This window comes from Bordetella genomosp. 11, from assembly GCF_002261215.1.
Classification (GTDB): domain Bacteria; phylum Pseudomonadota; class Gammaproteobacteria; order Burkholderiales; family Burkholderiaceae_B; genus Bordetella_C.
Window position 1 is genome coordinate 1,802,217 of record NZ_NEVS01000004.1, and the last position, 22,113, is coordinate 1,824,329.

Annotated in this window: 16 protein-coding genes and 1 pseudogene; 8 read left to right on the forward strand and 9 right to left on the reverse strand. The window is 67.6% G+C overall.

The window, feature by feature from the left end; all coding sequences use genetic code 11:
• Window positions 1-8: 8 nt before the first annotated feature.
• From CAL28_RS15795 to CAL28_RS30030, 3 genes and pseudogenes are all read right to left on the reverse strand, one after another.
• The gene (locus tag CAL28_RS15795) at window positions 9-2,906 is read right to left on the reverse strand and encodes a 4Fe-4S dicluster domain-containing protein (protein WP_094844656.1); all 2,898 of its coding nucleotides are present in this window, start codon (window positions 2,904-2,906) and stop codon (window positions 9-11) included.
• An 11-nt stretch (window positions 2,907-2,917) separates the two neighbouring features.
• Window positions 2,918-3,568, reverse strand: coding sequence for a cytochrome c3 family protein (locus CAL28_RS15800; RefSeq protein WP_094842258.1), 651 nt, complete (start codon window positions 3,566-3,568; stop codon window positions 2,918-2,920).
• Window positions 3,569-3,939: 371 nt separating this feature from the next.
• Window positions 3,940-4,068, reverse strand: a pseudogene (locus CAL28_RS30030) (hypothetical protein); the annotation flags it as partial.
• A gap of 76 nt (window positions 4,069-4,144) precedes the next feature.
• Here CAL28_RS30030 and CAL28_RS15810 point away from each other — a divergent pair.
• From CAL28_RS15810 to CAL28_RS15820, 3 genes are all read left to right on the forward strand, one after another.
• The gene (locus CAL28_RS15810; protein WP_254926143.1) at window positions 4,145-5,278 is read left to right on the forward strand and encodes a helix-turn-helix transcriptional regulator; all 1,134 of its coding nucleotides are present in this window, start codon (window positions 4,145-4,147) and stop codon (window positions 5,276-5,278) included.
• Window positions 5,279-5,398: 120 nt separating this feature from the next.
• Complete coding sequence (locus tag CAL28_RS15815; protein ID WP_094842260.1) at window positions 5,399-6,391, forward strand: hypothetical protein; 993 nt, start codon at window positions 5,399-5,401, stop codon at window positions 6,389-6,391.
• Complete coding sequence (locus tag CAL28_RS15820) at window positions 6,391-7,293, forward strand: hypothetical protein (protein WP_141218197.1); 903 nt, start codon at window positions 6,391-6,393, stop codon at window positions 7,291-7,293. The genes CAL28_RS15815 and CAL28_RS15820 overlap by 1 nt, the downstream gene beginning before the upstream one ends.
• A 597-nt stretch (window positions 7,294-7,890) precedes the next feature.
• Here CAL28_RS15820 and CAL28_RS15825 read toward each other — a convergent pair.
• Entirely contained in the window at window positions 7,891-9,087 is a 1,197-nt protein-coding gene (locus tag CAL28_RS15825; RefSeq protein WP_094842262.1) for a fumarylacetoacetate hydrolase family protein, read from the reverse strand.
• A 33-nt stretch (window positions 9,088-9,120) separates the two neighbouring features.
• Window positions 9,121-9,456, reverse strand: a complete 336-nt coding sequence (locus tag CAL28_RS15830; protein ID WP_094844658.1) for an STAS domain-containing protein — start codon at window positions 9,454-9,456, stop codon at window positions 9,121-9,123.
• Between the two features lie 96 nt (window positions 9,457-9,552).
• Here CAL28_RS15830 and CAL28_RS15835 point away from each other — a divergent pair, with 96 nt between their 5' ends.
• Together CAL28_RS15835 and alr are read left to right on the forward strand one after the other, a co-directional pair.
• Window positions 9,553-10,050, forward strand: a complete 498-nt coding sequence (locus CAL28_RS15835) for an ATP-binding protein (RefSeq protein WP_254926144.1) — start codon at window positions 9,553-9,555, stop codon at window positions 10,048-10,050.
• Window positions 10,051-10,055: 5 nt separating this feature from the next.
• Window positions 10,056-11,201 (forward strand): alanine racemase, encoded by a 1,146-nt coding sequence (gene alr / locus CAL28_RS15840; protein WP_094844660.1) that lies wholly within the window; start codon window positions 10,056-10,058, stop codon window positions 11,199-11,201.
• Here alr and CAL28_RS15845 read toward each other — a convergent pair.
• A complete protein-coding gene (locus CAL28_RS15845; RefSeq protein ID WP_176464017.1) occupies window positions 11,161-13,740 on the reverse strand; it encodes an MFS transporter in 2,580 nt (859 codons plus the stop codon). The genes alr and CAL28_RS15845 overlap by 41 nt on opposite strands.
• A gap of 107 nt (window positions 13,741-13,847) precedes the next feature.
• Here CAL28_RS15845 and CAL28_RS15850 point away from each other — a divergent pair, with 107 nt between their 5' ends.
• A complete protein-coding gene (locus CAL28_RS15850; protein ID WP_094844662.1) occupies window positions 13,848-15,875 on the forward strand; it encodes a SpoIIE family protein phosphatase in 2,028 nt (675 codons plus the stop codon).
• A complete protein-coding gene (locus tag CAL28_RS15855) occupies window positions 15,872-17,074 on the forward strand; it encodes an ABC transporter substrate-binding protein (protein WP_440588389.1) in 1,203 nt (400 codons plus the stop codon). Before CAL28_RS15850 ends, CAL28_RS15855 begins: the two co-directional genes overlap by 4 nt.
• A 60-nt stretch (window positions 17,075-17,134) precedes the next feature.
• Here CAL28_RS15855 and CAL28_RS15860 read toward each other — a convergent pair whose 3' ends face one another.
• A complete protein-coding gene (locus tag CAL28_RS15860) occupies window positions 17,135-18,622 on the reverse strand; it encodes a glutamate-cysteine ligase family protein (RefSeq protein WP_094842263.1) in 1,488 nt (495 codons plus the stop codon).
• Window positions 18,623-18,813: 191 nt separating this feature from the next.
• Here CAL28_RS15860 and CAL28_RS15865 point away from each other — a divergent pair, with 191 nt between their 5' ends.
• The gene (locus CAL28_RS15865) at window positions 18,814-20,622 is read left to right on the forward strand and encodes a uracil-xanthine permease family protein (RefSeq protein ID WP_176464018.1); all 1,809 of its coding nucleotides are present in this window, start codon (window positions 18,814-18,816) and stop codon (window positions 20,620-20,622) included.
• Window positions 20,623-20,644: 22 nt separating this feature from the next.
• Here the strand turns inward: CAL28_RS15865 and CAL28_RS15870 are convergent, their stop codons facing one another.
• The gene (locus CAL28_RS15870; RefSeq protein WP_094842265.1) at window positions 20,645-21,052 is read right to left on the reverse strand and encodes a GFA family protein; all 408 of its coding nucleotides are present in this window, start codon (window positions 21,050-21,052) and stop codon (window positions 20,645-20,647) included.
• A 78-nt stretch (window positions 21,053-21,130) separates the two neighbouring features.
• Window positions 21,131-22,102, reverse strand: a complete 972-nt coding sequence (locus CAL28_RS15875; protein ID WP_094842266.1) for a LysR substrate-binding domain-containing protein — start codon at window positions 22,100-22,102, stop codon at window positions 21,131-21,133.
• Between the last annotated feature and the right edge of the window lie 11 nt (window positions 22,103-22,113).

Here is a 22,113-nt window from a genome sequence, read left to right on the forward strand (position 1 = left end):
CGTGGCGCTCAGGCATCGTCGGGCTCCAGGGTGGCATCGGCATCGGCCTGGCGGGCCAGATAGCGGGTGCGCGGACGCGTGTTCAGTTCCTCCAGCAAGGTATAGGCGCGCGGCGAGGCGCGCGTGGCGTTGACGCGGCTGGCCGGATCGTTCAGGTTGCCGAAGACGATGGCCTGGGTCGGACACACGGCTTCGCAGGCGGTGACGACTTCGCCGTCGCGCAGCGGCCGGTCCTCTTTCTGCGCGCGTATCCGCGCGCGGCTGATGCGTTGGACGCAGTAGGTGCACTTCTCCATCACGCCGCGCTGGCGTACCGTGACGTCCGGATTCTGGTGCGCGGCGGCGTCCTCGGAATGGTCGGCGTACTCGAAAAAATTGAAGCGCCTGACCTTGTACGGACAGTTGTTCGAGCAGAAACGCGTGCCCACGCAGCGGTTGTAGACCTGCGCGTTCAGGCCCTCCGAATCATGCACCGTGGCGCCCACGGGACACACCAGTTCGCAAGGCGCGTCTTCGCAATGCATGCAGGGAACGGGCTGGAACAGGGTCTCGCGCGCCTCGCGGTAGACGTCGACGCGCACCCAGTGCATGACGCGGCCGCGCCGGACCTCCTGCGCGCCGACCGCGGGGATATTGTTCTCTGCCTGGCAGGCCACCGTGCAGGCGTTGCAGCCGATGCACTTGTCCAGGTCGATGGTCATGGCCCAGGCATAGTCGGGATAGGCCACCTCCGGGTACAGGGATGGCCCTTCCGGCGCGCGCGAGGGCGGAGCCGCCGTCGCCGCCGGCACGATGGAGATGTCTTCCACCCGCACGATGTCGCGGCCGTGCATGGACATCTCGGTCTGCACATGGGCGAACGCGTGCGTGCGGCCGGTGCGTTCCATGGCGACCGTCACCGTCGGCAGCGGCGTACCGTCGCCATCGATAGCCTGCAAGGCGTAGGCATCGAAGCCGACGTTGTCCCCGACCCGTCCGGCGAAGCGGCGGCCGTACCCCAGCGGCAGGGTCAGCAGGTCCTCCGCATGGCCGTCGAGGACGTGCACCGGCGCATCCACCGTCCCGCCGTGGGGCGCCGTCAACCTGACCACGTCGCCGGTCGAAACGCCGCGGGCGCGCGCGGTCAGCGGCCCGATGAACACGGCGTTGTCCCAGGTCAGCCGGGTCAACGGCCGCGGCAGCTCCTGCAACCAGGCGTTGTTGGCATCCGCGCCGGCGCCCAGATAGGGATCGGGCACCAGCTGGGCGACGATCCTGAAGGTTCCGTCGGGCGCTCCCGCGCCTTGCGGCGCGGCCGGCACGGCTTCGGTCCGGATGGGCGCGCCTGGACTGCGCGGCGGTCTGCCTTCCGGCGGGCCGGGCATGCCCGGCGCCTGGCCATCGACATAACCAGCCTGCAAAGCCGCACGCCAATGACGATCGAAATCATCCGTCCACAGCGTCCGCCACGTCTCGCGGACCGCTTCATGCGCGCTCGGGTCGGCGCCCTCCCGCAGTGCCTGCAGCAGCGTGTGCGGCGACTGCCCGCCATGCAGCGGCGCGATCATCGGTTGCAGGATCGTCGGCGTGCCGTCCCAGGCCAGCGCGTCGCTCCAGCTTTCCAGTTCGTGCGCGCGCGGTATGTGCCACGTGCAGGCGCGCGCAGTCTCGTCGCGATACAGGCCCAGGTGCATTGTCAGCGGCACCCGACGCAGCGCATCGGCGAATCGCCGCGCGCCCGGGGTGTCGTAGACCGGATTGGCATCGATCAGCAGCAAGGTGTCGACACGGCCATCCTGGATCTCCGCGAACAGCTCGCCGATGCCGGGCGCGGGCCGTGTCGGCACGGCGATGACGGTTCGGCCCAGGGCGCCCAGGTGCGCATTGATGGACCACGCGAGCGCGTGGTCCCGCGCGGGCAGCGTCGGGCCCACCGCGAGCAGCGCGGTACCGGCCTGGGATTTCAGCGCATCCGCCAGCCGCGATTCCCAGGGCGCGCCCTTGCCTGCCGGCGCGCCGGCGTCAGGCAGGCCCAGCGCGTAAGCCAGGCGCCGCAACAGCGCGCCCATGGCATCGGGCGTCATGGCCCAGCGCTGGTCCGCCATCGCGCCGGTCAGGCCGGGCATCGCCTCGATCGCATACAGGCGGGTACGGGGCCGCGCCGTGCCGCCGTCGCCGCGGCCGCGCGCGAAGTCGCGGGCGTAACGCACGCCCGCCGGCGTATCCGTGAAGATGTCCGCTCCCACGGCCACGACCACAGTGGCCTGGTCCAGGCGGTACAGCGCACGCGCGGGATATCCCAGCGCGCGGTGCGCGCCCGACGCCTGGGCCGCATCATGCAGCGGATCGTGGCGATAGTGCCGCATGCCGGGATAGCGCTTCGCGAGCGCATCCAGCTGACGCGCCAAGGTCGGCGAAGTCGTGCCCGCCGTCAGTATCCTCAGGCGCGACCCGCCGACGGCGCGATGCGCCGCCAGCCGCTCGCCCAGCGCGTCGCGCGCCGCCGTCCACGTCGACACCGCGTCGCCACGCATGACCGTACGCGAGCGGTCCGGATCCCACAGTTGCAGGATGGCGCCCTGCGCATGCGGGTCCGTCGCGCCCAGGCTCATGGGATGCAGCGGGTTACCTTCGATCTTGGTGGGCCGCCCCATATGGGTCTCCACCAATACGGGCTGGGCGTAGCCTGCCCGCGTGACGGCGCTCGCGTAGAAAACAGGCTCGTCCCCCGGCCCGCCTTCCGGCATCCGCGCATACGGCACGATGGCCTCCGCCGGCGGGCCGCTGCACCCGGCCGTGGCGAGCGCCGCGGATGCCGCCATCCATTTCAACAGCGCGCGGCGCGCGGGATCGTCCGGTGCGCCGGCCGCGCGGCGGGCTTCGGCATCGGGCCGGCCCGCATCGTGATGGACAGGAATGATACGCATGGCGTCCCCGGTCAGCGATGGCAGGTCGTGCAACTGGTCATGCGGTCCTCGCTCTCGAAGCGGTAGATGCGTCGCAGCGACGCGATGTCGTCCTCGGAGAGCGCGGGCGGATCGCGCATGGCGAACACCTGGTCGGGCGGCCCCACCCTTTTATCGGGTGCGCGATGGCAGTCCAGGCACCATTGCATTTCCAGCGGCTGGTTGCGCACCAGTTGCGGCATCTGGTCCACGCGCCCGTGGCAAGTCACGCAGGCCACGCCTTTGGCAACGTGCACGCTGTGATCGAAGTAAACGAAGTCGGGCAGGTCGTAGACGCGGTTCCAATGTATGGGTATCCCGCTCGCGGCACTGGCATGCAGCGGCGCGAGCACGGGCGCATCCTTGAACAGCACGGCGTGGCAGGTCAGGCAGATTTCGGCCGACGGCATGCCGGCCGACGCGGAGGTCTGCACCGACACATGGCAATACCGACAATCGATGCCATCGTCGCCGACGTGGTGCTTGTGGCTGAAAGGAATGGGTTGGGCCACCGCCACGCCCGCGGCCACGGGCGCGTTCATCTGCCAGACGACGACTGCGATGGTCACGGCAAGCAGGCCCGCCGTACCTATCAGGACCAGCTTCACGCACAGGACTGCGGCTTTATCGAATATCTGGCTCATTGCCCCATGCGGCCGGCTGCGACGCCCCTCGAAAAATCGTGGAAAAAGCGCGCGCAGAACAGCAAGCGCCGTGCCCCGCACGGCGCCCCCAAAATTCAGGTTTCAGTCAACTTTTATCGCGCGGAGGATCTCCGCGACATGGGCGCTGGCCTTGTGTCCAGGCGAGCGCGATGCGAGGCGCGGCTGCGCCCCGCATATGGCTCACCCCATTGAGCACGAAGCCGACTTTCGCGCCGAAGCCTACCGGCGACATGGGTTGCGATTTGGAGAACACTTCCGCGTCGATCCCGATGCCGACCTCCATGCACTGCGACCACGCGCCCTGGCTGATCATGATTCGGAGGATGCGCGACTAGGCAACGTTCGCGATGCGCTAGGCCGGCCGTGAACGTACCGGGCCGCACGCCGCTGGTCGAACTGGCGATGACCGCGCCGACCGAAGCGAGCGTATCGAGTTCCTGGAAGAGCGCAATGCGCCGGGACACATCGAAAGACCGCATGCCTGCACCACACTGCTATTAGGCAATTCGGCTTACGCTTTTGGACGAGGCGACTGCGCGGACGTCTGGATAACATATGGTTATTCCGATTTCATTCGCGCACGAATTGGAGAAAAAAATGGCAGCGTATCGAACTGCCTTCAGACGAGCTCTGGAGGCTGTCGACCACCTGACTGATCCTGCGCCTCCATGGAGCGATATCCTGCAGACCGCACGCGATCTGGCAGGTGCCGACAGTGCCACGCTCATCATCTTCGATTCCAAAAATACGCTGTTGAATTTTTCGGCGGTCGGGTTCGAGGAACAATGCTTCGCTGATTACGAATCACACTTTCATAGCTGCGATATTCTTGAGCAGGGCTCGCGCCATGCCCCTGCGGGGACGTGGCTCGATACCGCACAGATGTACACCTCCGCCCAACTCCGGCGCAGCGAGTTCCACACTGACTTCATGACCAAGCATCGGATGGGGCAGATCGTGTCCCTCGTCCTGGAGTCCGGGCCGTCCGTACGTGCCGCATTGGGCTTTCAGCGTGGAACGGTCGATGACAAAGCCGGCGACCACCTGAACTCCGGCAATCTGGCGGCCTATTTTCGTGTCCTGCGCAGCCAAATGGCTAGGCGCCACGCGGCGGTGGAAATGAGATTCCAATCAATCGAAGATGCTTTTTCCAGCGCCGACCAGGCGATATTCCTGTTGGGCGACGACGCCTCGCTTATCCGTGGATCGCCGCTTGCGGAGCGCTACCTGGAGGCCATGAAAGGATGGCGTATCCGTGGAGGAAAATTGCAGCATGCCGACCGCGATATCCAGGCGCGCTTCGAGGCGCAATGCCGTGCCGTCACCGCGGACGGTCGGGCACGATTGCACGCTACGACATCCGGTTGGGGCGATGTCATCCTGCTGGATATCGCCGCGGCATCGCCCGGTCTCAGCCTGCTTGGAAACCGCATGCTGCTCGTCCGCATGCGCCGGAAAAGCGCCTTCGCGACGCCGGACGCCGAACGGCTTGCCTCCGTGTTCGACATCACTCGCGGCGAGGCAGCCGTGCTGGCAGGACTCGCCGCCGGTCACAGTGTGGATGAAATCGCGGTATTGCGGCGAACAGCGGTCCTCACAGTGCGCAAGCAGGTTGCCTCGCTAATGAAAAAGATGGAATGCAATCGGCAGTCCGAGCTGGTCAGGCTCGCCTGTTTGCTGCAGGAGTAGCGCCGTCCTCCCCCGCCCGGCTTATTTTCCCGCATCGACGCCGCATACCCAATTCTGAGTACGCGGCACGCCCCTCGCGCTCTTACCATTCGCCGTAAAGCATCAATCAAGGGAATGGACATGGCCGCTGCATGGGCATCGCTGCTTGCAATTCAGGCGTTAGCCTTCCTGTCACCTGGCGTAATCGCTGCCCCGACCGTAATCGTGGACGGCGTACCCATCAACATGGGCCTGTCCGCGCCCCGCAATCCCTCGTCCTTGCAGGACTGCGATGCGTTCCGGGAACGGATGGCGCGGCCGCTGCAGACGCTCAACGACGCGCACAACCGCTGTCTGAACGCGAGCAGCTCATCGTCCGGCAGTACGGGCGGCAACTCCGGTCGCCGCTGCGCACTTCAAAGATGCGAGCGGTTGCACGTGATGCGCGAAGCGCTACAGGAGAAAGCCCAGGATGGCTATCGGCAATGCCGCAAGGCTTTGGTTCCATCCGACAAGAATGCCGATAACGCAGACCACTCGCGGGAAGATCATTTTTTCCAGATCGGCGAAAAGCTCATGGCCGGGCCAAAGGAAGCAGCGAGCATGGTCGCGAGCGACGCCATGACGGACGCATTCGCCAAGCTGCTGGGGGTAAGCAAGAATACCGTGAACGCCGCTTACGACGTCCCGGCCAAGATAGTGGAGCTGGCCGTTCTCACGCGAGATGTACTAAAGATATGCCAGACGACATCTCCCATCTCACAGGTAAGACAGGCTTGCATGGCTGCCACGCGCCAATCGTTGGTTGACTTCAGCTTGCATGCTCCGCTCGGTATGACGAGCAATCCCGCGATCGCGTTGATCCAGACCGCGATGCTGGAGCGCGTAAACCAGATCCAGAACGAGGTTGTCATGGAGTTCGCTAAGGCGGACAAGAGCATGCGGGATCTCAATGCGCAAAGCGAGGCACGGCCATCAAGCAACGCGAGCAACGGCACCCCGAGACGCACGACACTCCCGGCTGGGACCACCGACGAATGCAGCAAGCTCGATGGCCCAGGGCGCACGGAATTGGTGGTCGAGCACCACGCTGAATACGAAGCACTGGCCGCGCGATGCGGGATTGGACGCTGATGGATGCCGAGACGGAGACAATGATGAAATCGATAGTCTTGAAGATTGCTTGCGCCGTATCGTTGGCCGCGCTGGCAGGCTGTCATACGATGGACCAGCTGAAGAAATCCGGCGACGCCGCCTCCAATGGTGACTATGGCGAGGCGGGTGTCGCACTTCTGCTCACTCCTATTACATTGATCCTCGATGTATTTACGCTAGGCGGCAGCGTTGATCCGGAAACCGGGGCATCGGCACTGGGCAGCTATGCAGAAAGCAAGGGGTACGCGCCCGCGGGGTCGACCGCGACAGCCTTGCGCCAAAGCAGGGCCAACATGGCGGCAATCGAAAGCATTACTGGCGACAGCAGTAGCAGCACAAGCTTGACCACGGCTTCGTCAACCGCCTCGAGCAGCGAAGCCGAAGAACAAGAAGAAACGGACGGCACAGCGCAAGCGGTTCTTGCCTCCACCACGAGAAGCTACAACGGCACCTGCCAAGTCACGACCGTATTCCTGGCGAACAGAATTCCCGAAGTCAACAACACGCAGATCCGGCAAATTCGCGACATTGCCGTCAATACAAATATCGTCGACGGCATGCATGAAGCCAATCGGCAGGGTTATACGCCCGAAGCGGCCATCAAGGCATCACTGGCACAGGCGAAAGAGTTCGACGCAACCACGGCGCAAGCACTGCAATCCGCCAGTGCGGTGGACGCGTTCGGAACAACCGACGAGGAATTTCTTGCAGTGCTAAAGAATGGCAAGCTGTCTCTGGAAGATTGCGGAGCCATTCGCAACGCCTCCTTGTGCGCCGCGGCAGCCACCAAGATCGGTGCCATCTTCAACCGCGCCGTAGCCGGCGAAATGATGTGCCACTTGCGGGCCGGAACTTGGCCAGGGCGCGCAACGCGTTCTTGACCCGGGGCCAGTTCGTGATCCCTTCAAGGCACCAGTCGGACACGCTCGGGCGTCATGCGTATCGCGATCGTACGGACGCCTCCGCCATCAATACTTCCGTGCCGTCGCTGCCTCTTGCAGAAGAGGCCATCATCGACGGCGCCGCCGTCGTGGGCACAGCGGCCCGCCGGGTAGTGATGCCGACCCGCTCCTCGCTGCCCGGAATTGCCGCCGGCACGCGCTGCCGGCGGCGCCTTTCCGATGCTGCTGCCCCAGCAGTTCGGAATTTGACGCGGTCACCACTTCCAGCTTGACGTCGGTCCAAGCGTTGCGCATGCCCGGCAAACGCCAGCGGCACCAGTATGGCCGCCAGGGTGGGCAGTACGCCGAACTACACGGCCGCGTGCTGGGGCGCCACCGGCATGGCCAGCCGTTCGGCCGCCCGCAGCAATGATCCCGTCTGGGCCAAAGCAAGCGCCGTGCCCCGCACGGCGCCCCCAAATTCAGGTTTCAGTCAACTCTTATCGCGCGGAGGATCTCCGCGACATGGGCGCTGGCCTTGTGTCCAGGCGAGCGCGATGCGACGCGAGGCGCGGCTGCGCCCCGCCGATCGGGCCGCTAGCGCAGCAGTCCGCGCCGCGCAAGGTTGGCGTACAGCTTGCGCACGCCGTAGGTCCATGGCGGGATCTCGGTGCATTTCCGCACCGTGTTGACCAGTTTGCCCAGCCCCGGCGACGCGATGGTCACGCGGTCGCCCGTCTTGTGCGTGAAACCGCTGCCCGGTGTGCCGCGGTCCTGGATCGGCGAGAACATCGTGCCCAGGAAAAGCATGAAGCCGTCCGGGTACTGATGGTGACGGCCGTAGGTCTGCGACACCAGTTCCAGGGGATCGCGGCTGATCTCGCGCATATGGCTCACCCCATTGAGCACGAAGCCGTCGTCCGCGCCTTCGATCAGCAGGGACACGCTATCGTCGCGCACGTTATCGATGCCGTAGTGCGCATCGAACAGGCGGATGAAGGGGCCGATGGCGCAGGAGCCGTTGTTGTCCTTGGCCTTGCCCAGCAGCAGCGCGCTGCGGCCCTCGATGTCGCGCAGATTGACGTCGTTGCCCAGCGTGGCGCCGACCGTCTCGCCGCGGCTGTTGACCGCCAGCACGATTTCCGGCTCGGGATTGTTCCATTCCGAGGCGGGCAACAGGCCGACGTCCGCGCCGAAGCCTACCGCCGACATGGGTTGCGATTTGGAGAACACCTCCGCGTCGATCCCGATGCCGACCTCCATATACTGCGACCACGCGCCCCGGCTGATCAGGGTTTCCTTCAGGCGCAGCGCGCCGTCCGACCCCGGCTTGATGCTGCGCAGGTCGGTCCCCAGGGTTTCCTGCAGCGTCGCGCGCATGGCTTGCGCGGCGCCGGCATCGCCGCCGGTGCGTTCCTCGATCAGCCTTTCGAGCAGGCTGACCGCGAAGGTCACGCCGCATGCCTTGATCGCCTGCACGTCGCAGGGCGCCAGCAGCGTCACGGCCGAGGGACTGGCGGCGGTATCCGCGCCGCCATGGCGAATGCTCGCCTGCAGCAGCGCACCCACCGGGCCCAGGGATTCTCCGGGCGCGGAGCGCGCGATGTCGGCCGGGTCCGGCTGGTCCAGCAGGTCGGCCATGGTCGGCACGGTCGCCGTGATATCGAACACCAGGCCATTGCGCACCGCGACGATACTGGGCCCGTCTATCGGCGCCGGACGCCAGACGCGCCCCACCAGCGTGGCCTGCGCGGCGTCGCGCGGCAGATAGTCCTGGGTGTGGTCTTGGGTCATGCTCCTTCTCCTCCTTGCGTTATTGACACGTTCCTAGTCCATCAGGGCCAGCGCATCGCCGCGCGATTCCACCACGGTCAGGATGGCCAGGAATCCGCTGATATCGAATACTTCGCGCACGTGCGGCTGGATACCGCACAGGGCGAGCGCGCCGGCCTGCTGCTTCAGGCGCTTGGCGACCAGCAGCATGACGCGCAGGCCGGCGCTGGAAATGTAGTCCAGTCCGGACAAATCCAGGACCAGCTTGCGTTCTCCGTTATCGACGTGCGAGAGAAGCTCCGATTCGACGGCGGCGGCGTTGGCGCTGTTGATCTGGCCGCGCGGCGATACCACCAGCGCCGAACCGACTTTTTCGATGGCGAGAGTCATGGATAGGGCATCCTGGTAGATAATCACGACGTCCACGGCACGCGGCGTGCACGCCGCATTTTTGCGGAATCATACGCGAGCGTGGGCGTGCCGGCCATGCGGATTACGACGTACGGACGGCATCGGGCATACTGGCGCCTGGCACTCAAGGTCGATCTCGCGATGGCTCCCCGATCCGATACGCTGCGGCTGATTCCGGGCCACGATTCCGTCAGCCCCGCCATGCAATGGCTGGAAGCCATTGCCGAGCGCGAGCAGTGGCCCGAGCGCACCCGTTTCGCACTGGCGCTGGCCATGGACGAAGCCCTGACCAACGTCTTGACGCACGCCTTCGCCGGAAGCATCCCGGTGTCGGGCTCGCCCACGGTGGAACTGGCCTACCATCGCGACGCGACGGACCTCTGCGTCGAAATCGCCGACAACGGGCGCGCCTTCGATCCCACGGCATGGTCGCCGGCTTCCCTGCCCCACACCCTGGAGGACGCCACGCCCGGCGGCCAGGGATTGCGCCTGATGCGGCACTACCTGAAAGACCTTCGCTACCGGCGCGACGGCGGCTGGAACAGATTGACCCTGGTCGCCGGCCACGGTTGATCGCCATGGATACGGAAACCACCGGCCTTCGTGTCCATGCGCGTATCGACATCGCCGCGATCGCGCACAACCTGGCAAGGATACGCGCGCTGGTGGCCGGCCCGCCGGCGGATGCCCCGCGCATTTGGGCCACCGTCAAGGCCGATGCCTATGGACACGGGATACGCCGCATCCTGCCGGCATTGGCGGCCGCCGACGGGCTGGCCGTGACGCAGTTGGCCGATGCGCGGGATTGCCGCGAGGCGGGCTGGAATGCCCCCATCCTGGTCTACGGCGGCCTGCTGGAAGCGGACGAGGCGCGCAGGCTGGACATGCCGGACCTGCACCTCGTGCTGTCCCATGCGGCGCAAATCGATTGGCTGGAAGCCGCCGAGCCATCCGGACCGCCGCCCTGGATCTGGCTGCGCTACACCGGCGATATCGGTTATGTGGGTTTCGACGATGCCGGCTATGCGGCAGCCTACGCCCGCTGCGCCGTGCTGGCGGCCAGGGGCCGTATCGCAGGAATCGGCCACCTGAACCATTACGGCAGCGCAGAGCACGCGGACGGCCTGGCGCGGGCGGACGCGCGCTTCCGGGCGCTGGCGCGCGGCCTGCCGGGACCGCGCAGCTGCAGCAACTCCGCGGCCTTGTTGCGCCACCCGGACGCCGCGCGCGGAACGGACTGGGTGCGGCCCGGACTGGCGCTGTATGGCGCGAGCCCGCTGCCCGCCATGGACGGCCCCGCACTGGGCCTGCGGCCATCGATGTCGCTGCATTCGCGCATCGTCGGCCTGCGCGACGTGGCAGCCGGCGAGCACATCGGATATAACGGCGCCGTGCGGGTTTCCGTGCCCTTGCGCGTGGGACTGGTTGCCTGCGGCTATGGCGACGGGTATCCGCGTCACGCGCCGCCCGGCACACCGGTACGCGTGGACGGCCATGCCGCCGCGATACTCGGCGGCGTCACGATGGACCTCCTCCCGGTGGACCTGACGGGCTTGCCGCCCATTGCCATCGGCGCGCCCGTCGTGCTGTGGGGGACGCCTGAATTGCCGGTGGAGGCAGTCGCGCGCCATATGGGCACCATCGCGGCCGAGCTGCTGACGTCGTTGACGCGCCGTGTGCCGGTCATCCCCTTCGCGCCGGCCTTGCTGGCGCGAACGCCATGAAAACGAAGGTGGCGCATAGATAGACCAGGCCGGTAATGGCCAGGCTGGCGCCCATGCCCGCCGTGCCGAACAGCGCGCCCACCATCAAGGGGCCCGCCATCTGTCCCAGCTTGTCGGCCGCGCGCATCACGCTGGTCGCGCCCGCCGGACCGTAGTCCTGTACGTCGGGCAGCGCCAGCATATAGGGCGATTGCGACGCACCCGAAAAACAGCTGGCCAGGGCCAGCAGCAGCACCGCCAGCGTCGCGGCGGCCAGGCCGGTGTCGAAATACAGGCCCAGCATGCCGGCGCTGCCGATCAGCCCGCCCAGCACGATCCAGGCTTTCCTGGACGGCGAACGATCCACCAGGCGGCCCATCAGCGGCCCGACATAGATGACGCACAGGCCGTAGATCATCAATACGCGACCCACGGTCGACGCGGCCACGCCGGCGGACTCCAGATACAGCGGCAAGGCGAAGGACAGCAGGCCCGCCTGCGCAATGGAAAACGGAATGACGCTGCCCAGCAGCAGCAGTCCGAAGTCGCGGGTGCATACCAGCCGCGCCGTCCGCGCCAGCCCGCCGGCGGCGCGCCGCAAAGCCCCGCCGCCGGCCGGCGCGGCGTCGTCCGTCGCGTGCCCCACGTGCCTCGCAACGGCCGCAGGCGCGGCCTCCGCCATACGGCGCGCCACGGCCGCATTCCGCGCGTCGTCCAGTACAACGCCGGCACGCGGGCCATGGCTCATGTAAGGCCGCATCAGCACCAGGACGCCGAGCACCGGTACGATCAACATGGCCGCGCCTATGACGAACACCGGGCGAAACCCCAACTGCTCCATCAGCATGGCGCCCACCGCCGCGCCCGTCAGGTGGCCCGCGAACAGGCCCGCGATCACGCCGCTCATATTGCGCCCCCGGTACAGCGGGCTGCTGCGTGTCACGACAAAGCCCTGCAGGCCCATCCAGGCCAGTCCGTATCCCAATCCCACCAGGCCGCGCGCGGCGGCGAACATTGGCAGATTGGCGGCGGCAGCGCAGGCCAGCATGCCGGCGCAGGACACGGCCAGGCCGCCCAGCACCGGTACCCGCCAGCCGCGGCGATCGGTCAGCCGGCCTGCCAGCAGCGCCGTCAACAGCCCGCAACCCATTTCCACCGAAATCGGCAAAGCCAGCAGCAGGTTGGATGGCAGGGCCAGCCCAAGGGATGGCAGACTGCGGGCGTACAGGGGAAGAAAACTCAGCGGCATCGCCCATGCGAACAGGAAACCGAACATCACCGGCCGCGCGATGCGGCCGATATCCGAAGTGTCGTCCAAGGCGGCGGTGCCGGCGCTACCCGGCGCGGGTATCCTGAAGCCCCGGTCCAGCAGCAGCGACAGCAACAACAGCATCTCCACCGTTGCCACCAGCGCGACCGCCACGACGGTGATGGCGTCCATCATCCGGCTCCGGACGCCGCGCGCCAGCACATCTTCGGACAAGCGCACGACCAGGCTGCCATGCGACTGCGCGCGCGGCAACCCGTGCCCCAGCGGCAACACCAGCGTCAATTCATCGGCCGCCGGAGCCGCCTCGGCGCTTCCCCCCGCCACCGGCAAGGGACCGCGGCCGTCCGCGCGGTTCAGCGTGCGCCCCGCGGCATCGACCAGATCGATCTCGCGGATGGCCGGAAAGGTCGCGGCCAACCGCGTGAAAGGCGCCTCGACACCGCGCAGCCTGTCCAGGTCGATGCCGTAGCCCAGGATGCGATCCAGATCGCGCTGCAAGCCTTCGGCCAACAGCGCGACGTTGCCGCGCGTGACCTGCAGCCAGCCTTCGCGGAACGTATTCACGGTATAGACGGCGTACACGCCCTGCGCCAGGACCAGCGCCACCAGCGGCGCCACGAAACGCCCGCGTCCACCCGCAACCAGCGTGGCCGGGGAAACCAGGAATCGGAAGCCAGCGGCCAGGCCCATCCCGACCGCCAGGGTAATGGCGGCCAGCACCGTCACGTTCCGCAGCAGCATCGCCCGCACCGCGGCGCTGTCGCGCGTGGCCGAGACCACCAGCGCGCCGAGCGGTTCGCCCCCCTCGCCTGACAAGGACACCGCCAGATCGATCCGGTCCCGCCCGGTGGTCATCAGCGCGCCGGAGGTTCGCCGCGTCATGCCGTCCGGCAAAGCGGCGCCCGGCGCAAGGAACAGCGCCCGCGCCAGTGCCGGCGCGTCGATGGGCTCACCCAGCGCGGCGATATCGCCGCCGTCCGGCAGCAGCACGGCCACGCCGACGATTCCGGCGACATCGCGGGTGCCGTCGCGCAGCAGCTGCCGCAGTCCGAAAAACTGCCCCAGCGGTTTCCCCAGCCGTAGCCCGTTCTCGATCGAACCGGCCACCTGGCGTGCCGCGACTTCGACCCGGTCCGCGGTGGTGTCCGCCGCCAGCCGGTGCAGCGCCGATAGGCTCAAGGCGCCGATCAAGGCCTGTGCAAGAAGCAGCATGGCCAGGCAAGCCAGCGTCACTTCCAATATGGGACGACGGCGCAGCCCTTCCAATACCCGCTGCAATGGTTCGCGCATCAGTGGTTTCCAGGATCGATCGCCTCGCACACAACGCGTTGGATATTATTTACACTTGCCCGGTCTTGCATCAGTTTTTTCGAGGTCATCCCAACCTGGCCGCCTCCATGTTCTCGCATTCCCTGCGCAGCAAGATCTTTCTCCTGGTGGTGGCGATCCTGCTGGTGGTGGCGGTATTCATCATGCTGACCAGCCGGCGGGACGTCACCCGCACGGTGTCGTCCGGCGAGCAGCACGCCGTCAGCAACATCATGGCGCTGATCCAGCGCGACCTCGAAGCGCGGTGGTCCTCCTTGCTCACGGACAAGGTCACCATGGTGCGCAATGGGCGCCGCCAATTGCTGCAGACCGGCACCATCGTGGCATCGGCACTGGCCGGCTATGCCGACATGGCCGAGCGCGGCGTCATCAGCCCGGGCGCGGCCAAGGGCATGGCGCGCGCCTGGATCGACCGTCTGAATTTCGGCGAACGCCGCTACGCGTTCGTCTACGACGCCGACGGCCAGGTGCTGGCCAGCGGCAATCCTTCCATGCGGGATCGCGACCTGGCCGGCGTCACGGATCTGAAGGGACGCCCCCTGGCCCAGGCGCTTTACGACGAAAGCCACGATTCCGGATATGGGTTCGCCATCTACCGCTGGCCGCCGCGCGCGGACGCGGACCGGGCGGACGGCGCGGGCGGCCGCGACGAGGCCCGCTACGCGTATTTCGGGTACTTCCGTCCGTGGGACTGGGTCATCGCCGTCAGCGATAGCGTTCAAGACGTCATCGAACAGGTCGATACGCGACGCACGCAAATGAAAAATGCCCTGCGCGACACGCTATCGCGCCTGACGCTGGCGCGCTCCGGCTTCGTCTTCATTACCGCCGACGATGACGAAGCGGTCGTGCCGCCGCCGGCGCGCGCCGCCGGGCTATTGGACACGCGCGATATCCGTGGCGGCAGGACGCTGCGCGAGCTGCTGCGCGGGGTCACCGCCACGTCGTCCACGCAGGTCATCGAATTCGACTCGGGCGACGGCGCACAGCATATCGAAGCCATGCGCTTCAAGCCGCTGGGCTGGACCGTCGTCGCGGTCGTGCCGGAACGCGACTTCGCCGCGCCCGCGACGGCGCTGCTGAACCGGCAGGCCATGATCTTCGCCGCCACGCTGCTGCTAGCGCTGCTGTGCGCCTGGCTGGTCGCGTCGCATATCGTGCGGCCCTTGCGCAAGCTGACGCGCTATGCGCGCGAGCTGCCCCGCCAGGACCTTACCGCGCCCTCCTCCGTGCCGGCCCATATCGCGGACCTGCCGGACCGCTACCGCGACGAAGTGGGCCGGCTGGCCTCGTCCTTCCTTTTCATGGACAGGCGGCTGCGCGAAAACGTGGCCCGCCTGATGCGGGAAACGACGGCGCGCGAACGCTTCGAAAGCGAACTCAATATCGCCCGCGCCATCCAGCTGGGCTTGCTGCCCGTACCGCTGCCGCGCGAAGTCACGGAACGCATCGAGCTGCACGCCGTCATGCGGCCGGCCAAGGAGGTCGGCGGCGACCTGTACGACTATTTCCTGCTGCCCAACGGAAAGCTGTGCCTGGCCATCGGAGACGTCTCGGACAAGGGCGTACCGGCCGCCCTGTTCATGGCGGTCACCCGCACCTTGATCCGGGCGACGGCGGAGGACGAGACCGACCCCGCCCTTATCATGGCGCGGGTCAATAATCGCCTGGCCGAGAACAATCCCAACCTGATGTTCGTCACCCTGCTGCTGGGCGTGCTGGACCTGGATACCGGCGAGCTGCGATGGGCGAATGCCGGCCATCCGCCGGCCCTGCTGATCGGCGCCGACGGCATTGTCCGCACGCTGCACGGCCGCGGCGGCCCCGCGTGCGGCGTGCAGGATAACGTGTCCTATCATGCATTCAGCGCCCGGCTGGAGCGCGGCGAGGTGCTGGTCGGCTACACCGACGGCGTCACCGACGCGGCCAACACGCTCGGCCGGCACTACGGCCTGGAGCGCATGGTCAATACGCTGGCGCGTCCGGGCGCCTCCGCGACGCGCCTGACGGAAAGGCTGCTGGACGATATCCAGGACTTTGCCAAGGATGTCGAGCAAACCGATGACATCACCCTGATCGTGGTACGCCTTCCATGATGAAACGCCTCATCTGCCTGCTTGTGCTGTGCGCGCCGAACCTGCTGGCGTTCGCGCAGACCGCCGCGCCCGCCGGGGCCGCCGCGCAGCCCTCGCCCGCCGTCCAGGCCGCCCCGCCCCAGGTTTCCGCCCGTGTGTTTCCCACCACGCTCAAGCCGCGCCCCGACGGCCGCAAATGGCGCGTCGGCTATTTCGAAAGCGGCGACTACAGCGAGTACCCGCGCACCCTGCGGGTGATCGTCGCCGGTTTGCAGCAGCTGGGCTGGCTGACGGTGCCGCCGATTCCGGAGGGACTGACCGGCCACCAGATATGGCAGTTCCTGGCCGATAACGCCCGAAGCGACGTCCTGGAATTCGTTGCCGATGCCTGGTGGCAGCCCGGCAACTTCGACGCCGGCAAACGGCCCGCCGTGCGGCAATCGATACAGGCCCGCATCCGCGAGCGCGGCGATATCGACCTGATCATCGCGATGGGCACCCTGGCCGGCCAGGACATGGCCACGCTGGGAGCGCCCGTGCCGACGGTGGTCGCGTCCACCAGCGACGCCGTGGGCGCGCACATCGTCAAGAGCGCGGAGGATAGCGGCCTGGACAACCTTCATGCCCGCGTGCAGCCCGAGCGCTACCAGCGCCAGGTTCGCCTTTTCCACGACATCGTGCCGTTCAAAACGCTGGGCCTGGTCTACGACGACAGCCCGGAAGGCCGGACCTACGCCGCCGTCGACGCGGTCGAACAGGTCGCGCGGGAACGGCATTTCACGGTGCGCGCCTGCAATGCCCGCGCCAACGGCATTCCGCAGGAAGAAGCCACCCGCAACGTGCTGGCCTGCTATCGCGATATCGCCGGCAAGGCGGACGCCGTATACGTCACCGTGCATCGCGGCATCACGCCGGACAGCGTGTCCGACGTGGCGCGCATCCTGCGCGACGCCAAGGTACCGAGTTTTTCCATGCTGGGATCGGAGGAAGTCCAAAAAGGCATCCTGATGAGCCTGGCGCAGGCCGACTATTCCTACGTCGGGCTGTTCTACGCGGAGACCATCGCCCGTATCTTCAACGGCGCGCGGCCGCGCCAGCTGAACCAGATATGGATGGATCCGGCGAAGATCGCGCTGAACCTGGAAACCGCCCGCGTCATCGGCTTCGATCCGCCCGTGGATATCCTGCTGGCGGCCGACGAAGTCTACGAACGCCACTAGCGCCACCGCGATCGCGGAACGGCGGCGCGGGACGGCCCGTGGATGGCCGATCGCGCGGTGTTATTCGTCGCCCAGGCGCAGCGAGCGCCAGGCGCAGACTTCCCGCAGTTTGTCGTCCACGCCGCCCGGCGTCGCCGTCCACAGCGCGAGCAAGCGATCCGCCGCCGTTTGGCCGCTTGCCAGCACGTAGTCCGCATACGCCAGCCATGGGCGCTCGGACGCGTCCAGGCCCGCGCTGGCCGCCGCCAGCACATCCGCGGCCAGCGCGCGCACCCGCCGGTCGTCCAGGGCGGCGCGGATCGCGGCCTGCCGCATGCCGCGCAGGGACGGCCATCCCCATTCCCGCACCAGGGCCTCCGCCGTAGCGAGATCGCGCAGCAATCCCAGCTGCATCGCCGAAGCGGCCATCGGCGCGCGCCCCGCCACCGACGCGCCCGCTTCGGCCCGCAGTTGCCGGTCCGGAAACACCGCGCCCGGCGCCCGCCCTTCGATATAGCCCTCCAAGCCCGCCCGGACGAACAGCGCCTCGATGCCGCCGGGCCGCTTCCAGGCGTGGAGCAGGTCCTCCAACGGCGGCCGCGTTCGCAGGCGGTAGCGGAAGCGCGCATCCAGGAAATGGGCGAATTGCGAGTACTCGAAGTAGCCGCTGTGCGGCCGCAATAGCACCGATTGACCATTGTCGGCACGGCGGCCCCGCCATTCGCGCGCATGCAGGAAGCGGTCCAACGAAGGATGGCCGTCCAGATAAACGCTGACGGCGCCCTTGTAGTCGTCGTCCACCGCCAGCGGCAACGCGCGGCTGACCGTATCGCCGGCGAACATCCAGCGGAAGTAATCGCCCAGGTCGCGAAAGGGAAGCGCCGGCAACTGCTGCAACCGATGGTCCGCCGCGAAGCGCGCGTGACGGAACACGCGATCCCATAGCATCAGCCGGTTTTCCTTCAGGCCGGTCGCGCGCCCATCCTGCAAGGGGCTGTTGGCGAACAAAGCGATGAACGCGGGCGCCAGCGCCAGCATGACGTTCAAGGCCCGCACGGCGTCTTCGACCGGCACCGCCGTGCACGGACTGTTCTGCGCCTTGGCGTCGATGCCGGCCCGGTGCAGCCATCCGCGATGTCCGACCAGCTCGGTATAGATAGGCCGCGGTATGCGGATCCGCAGGTAGCGATCGTTATCCAGCGTGGCAGCCGGATGTTCGGCCGCGTTCAGCACCGTGGCGTCTTCCGCGGCCAGGGCGTCGCGCACATCGCGCAGTTCCGTTTGCATGGCGGCGTCCAGCCGGTCCAGCCCGCCCGGGCCGCCCATCACCGGCGCGAATGCGGTTTCCAGCAAGTTGTAGCCATTGTCGAAACCGCTGTCGCCCAGCGGCCCGCTGGCGCAAACGGCACGGTCGTGAAGGTAGGACAGCCGTATGTCCTCGCCGCGCGAGCGCTTGATCCCGGCCAGCGTTTCTGGATAACGCTCGGCCGCATGGCTGGCACCGCTGTCGCGGCGTACCACGGCCATCTCCATTTCCAGCCCCAGCCTGCGGCCCGCCGGCTCTCGCATGTCGCCCTCCCGTCCGCCTGGCTCCGCGCGGCGGCGCAGTCCTTTCGCGTTAGTCCATCCGCCCGGGCGACCGGCATTCTCCGAAGGCGGATTGCCTCGCCAAGCCTGGCGCTTTTACCCATAATACGGGCTGAGCAGCCTATCCATGACTTGAATGACGGGCGATGCGCCCGAAGGTTCGCGCCCCCGCCATGCCCCTGCGATCGCTCCTGCGCCTGCCCCACGTCCATGCCAACCGCCGGCCCGCGGATTTGATGTACGCCGCCAACGAGCGGCCCCCCCTGGGAACGCTGCTGGGCCTGGCGGCGCAGCATACCGCCACCGCCCTGGCCTTCGTGGCTTATGTCCTGGCCACCGCGCGCATTGCCAACCTGCCGCAGGATGCCACGCAAAGCCTGGTCACGGCCACTGTGCTCGGCATGGCCATCGCCACCATTCTGCAAGCCTATGGCGGGCGCCTGGGCGCGGGGGCGCTCATCGTCCACCTGCCGGACCCCATCGTCATGATCGCCGCGGCGTCGGTGATCGCGGTGCAAGGCGGCGGCGTGCTGGCGGCGATCGGCCTGGCCAACGGCGTCGCCGGCCTGCTGATAGGCCAGGCCATCCCGCGGCTGCGCGCCTTTTTCCCGCCCACGATCGCGGGCGTGGTGGTCTGCGTCACCGGGATATCGCTGATCGAACCCGCCTTCCACCATGCCACCGGGTTTACGCCCGCGCAGGCCGCCGCCGGTACGCGCCTGAGGTTCGACGGCGTCGACATCCTGATCAGCGGCGTCACGCTGGCGGTCATCGTTGCGCTCTCCGTGTGGGGGACGCGGCGCACCAAGCTGTTCGCCCTGCTCGCCGGCCTGGCGGCGGGCGTCGTACTGGCGGGCCTACTGGGGCGGCTGACCGGGGGCGAGCTGCTGGCGAACGCGCCGGTCTTCGGCCTGCCGCACGTGCCCACGCCGGACCTGCACATCGAGCCCGCCATCCTGGTGGCCATCGTGCTGCTGGCCGTCATGGTGCAGCTCGATACGCTGGGCACGGTCGTGCTGATGAGCAAGATGGAGGATGCCGACTGGCGACGGGCCGATATGCGGCGCGTCAGCGGCGGCATCCGCGCCGGTTCGCTTTCCAATATCCTGGCCGGCTTCCTGGGCGGACTGCCCAGCGGGACCTCGTCGGCCAATATCGCCCTCTGCCATATCAGCCGGTCCACCACGCGCTATGCCGGCCTGGTGGCCGGCATCCTGCTGGCCCTGGTCGCATTCCTGCCCAAGTCCACCGTCGCCCTCACCCTGATCCCCACGCCGGTGGTGGGCGCCGTCGAGACCTATGCGGCCGCCTACCTGATCGTATCCGGCATCGAACTGATCGCCTCGCGAGCGATGGACGCGCGCGCCACCTTCATGGTCGGCCTGTCCATGGTGGCCGGTGTCGGCACCATCCTGCTGCCGGACGTGGCGGAGCAGGCGCCGCCGTCGATGCGCATCCTCGCCGAAAGCGGCGTCGTCGTCGCCGGTGTCGTGGCGATACTGCTCAATCTGCTATTCCGGCTGGGCGTGTCGCGGCGCGACGAACAGCCGCTGGTGCCGCTGCCCCGCAACCAGGGCGGCGCCGCCATGGACCTGGGTACCGCCGTCGTGACTTTCGTCGAAGAATCGGGCGCCCGCTGGGGCGCGCGGCGCGATGCCGTGCAGCGCGCGGCCGAGGCCGCGCTGGAAGCCACCGAGGCGGTGCTCGCCGCCGGCGGGGACAGGACCGTGACGGCGATCCGCGGCAGCTTCGACGAATTCAACCTGGACATCGAGCTGATCCACACGGGCGAACCCTTGCACCTGGGCATCGCGGCGCCTGCATCGCCTTCGCTGCTCGACACCAGCGACGAGGAATTCCAGGCGGAACTGGACCGCGCGCTGCGCGGCGTATCGACCGTGCTGCTGCGGCGCCTGGCCGACCGCCTGACCACCGGCAAGCGCGACGGCCGGGCCTTCCTGCGCCTGCACTTCGATCACTAGCCCGCGGAGTCGCGGCGGCTTTTCAAGGCTGCCCGTCGACCCCGGGTACCTCGTGCAGGGGCGGCATCCAGCCGATCCGGCGCCGCGTCCAGATTTGCCGGCGCGGCCGGCCCAGTTGGTCGCGCTGGTCCAGCGCTCCCAGGCGCAGCGAATAGCTGGTCGGGTTTTCGACCGCGCTGGAATACACCGGCGAGCCGCAGTTCTCGCAGAATGCATGCACCCGCCTGGCCCCGCTATCGGCGGTCTTGATGTAGCGGCGCGGCTCTCCCTTCACGATGCGGAAGTGCTCCGCCGGCGCGGGAATATTCACGCGGAAGATGCCGCCGCTCAGGCGCTGGCAATCGGTGCAATGACAGATCGAGACGGTATCCGGATCGACTTCCGCCTGGTACACGATGGCGCCGCAATGGCACTGGCCTTGGACTTTCATTGGGAATCTCCTGGGTACGGTCGCGATTCGCGCGGCATGGCCACGGCGCTTGCCGCGCGGTCCGGCGGCCGCTGAAGATCATAAACGACCGGTTGCCCTGCCCGGGCTGGCGGCCGCGCGCACCGCCTCGCGAAAGCGCGCGACGGGCTCGAAGGCGGCCGCATCCTTCAAGGCGAAGAAGGACAACCTGGCGGGCGCAAGGAGCAAGGCATCGCCACGCAATGGCCGCAGCGACAGGCTGTCCCGATACCGCGCCACGACGGTATCGGGCGCGATTCCCAGAAAAGAGCCGCCCGCCACGATATGCGCGCCCGAATGGACCGACGAACAGACCAGCCGCGGCCGCGGCGCGGCCATGCCGCCATTCAGGAACAGGCGCTGGAAGGCCGCGTGGGTGCGCGAGCCGGGATTCGGGACGACCCACGGCCATCGCGCCAGTTCCCCGACGGACACCTGTCTGCGCCGCGCCAGCGGGTGGCGGGCGGCCGCGAAGACACGCATCTGCCCGGACCACAGCGGTTCGATACTGAAACGGGACAGATCGACGGCCGCCGCGATCGACTCGTCCAGCCAGGCCACCGCGCAATCCAGCTCGCCCGCGCCCAGCGCCTGCAGCAGGCCCTGACTTTCTCCCTCCACGATCCGCGTGTAGGCAAGTTCGTCCGCCGCCAGCAGGCGCGACAAGGCATCGGGCAGCGCCGTGAAACCCGCCATTTGCACGCACCCGACCCGCAGCGTGGGGATCGACCCCGGCGCCTGCGCGGCTTCCATCGCCTGGTCAAGGATGGACATGGCGATGGCGAGCCGGTCCATCGCGCCACGACCCTGCGGCGTCAAGCGCGCCCCGCGCGCATCGCGATCGACCAGGACGGCCTCGAACACCTCCTCCAGCTCGCGCAGCAACAGCGTTGCCGCCGGCTGGCTGATGCCCAGTTCGCGCGCCGCGGCGCCCAAGGATCCTTCCCGGCCGACAATTTCCAGCAGACGCAGATGCCGCACACGCAGGCGGTCCAGGCGGTAACGCGCCGAAGCGCCGAGGGTAGCGGTCACGGTATGGCGGG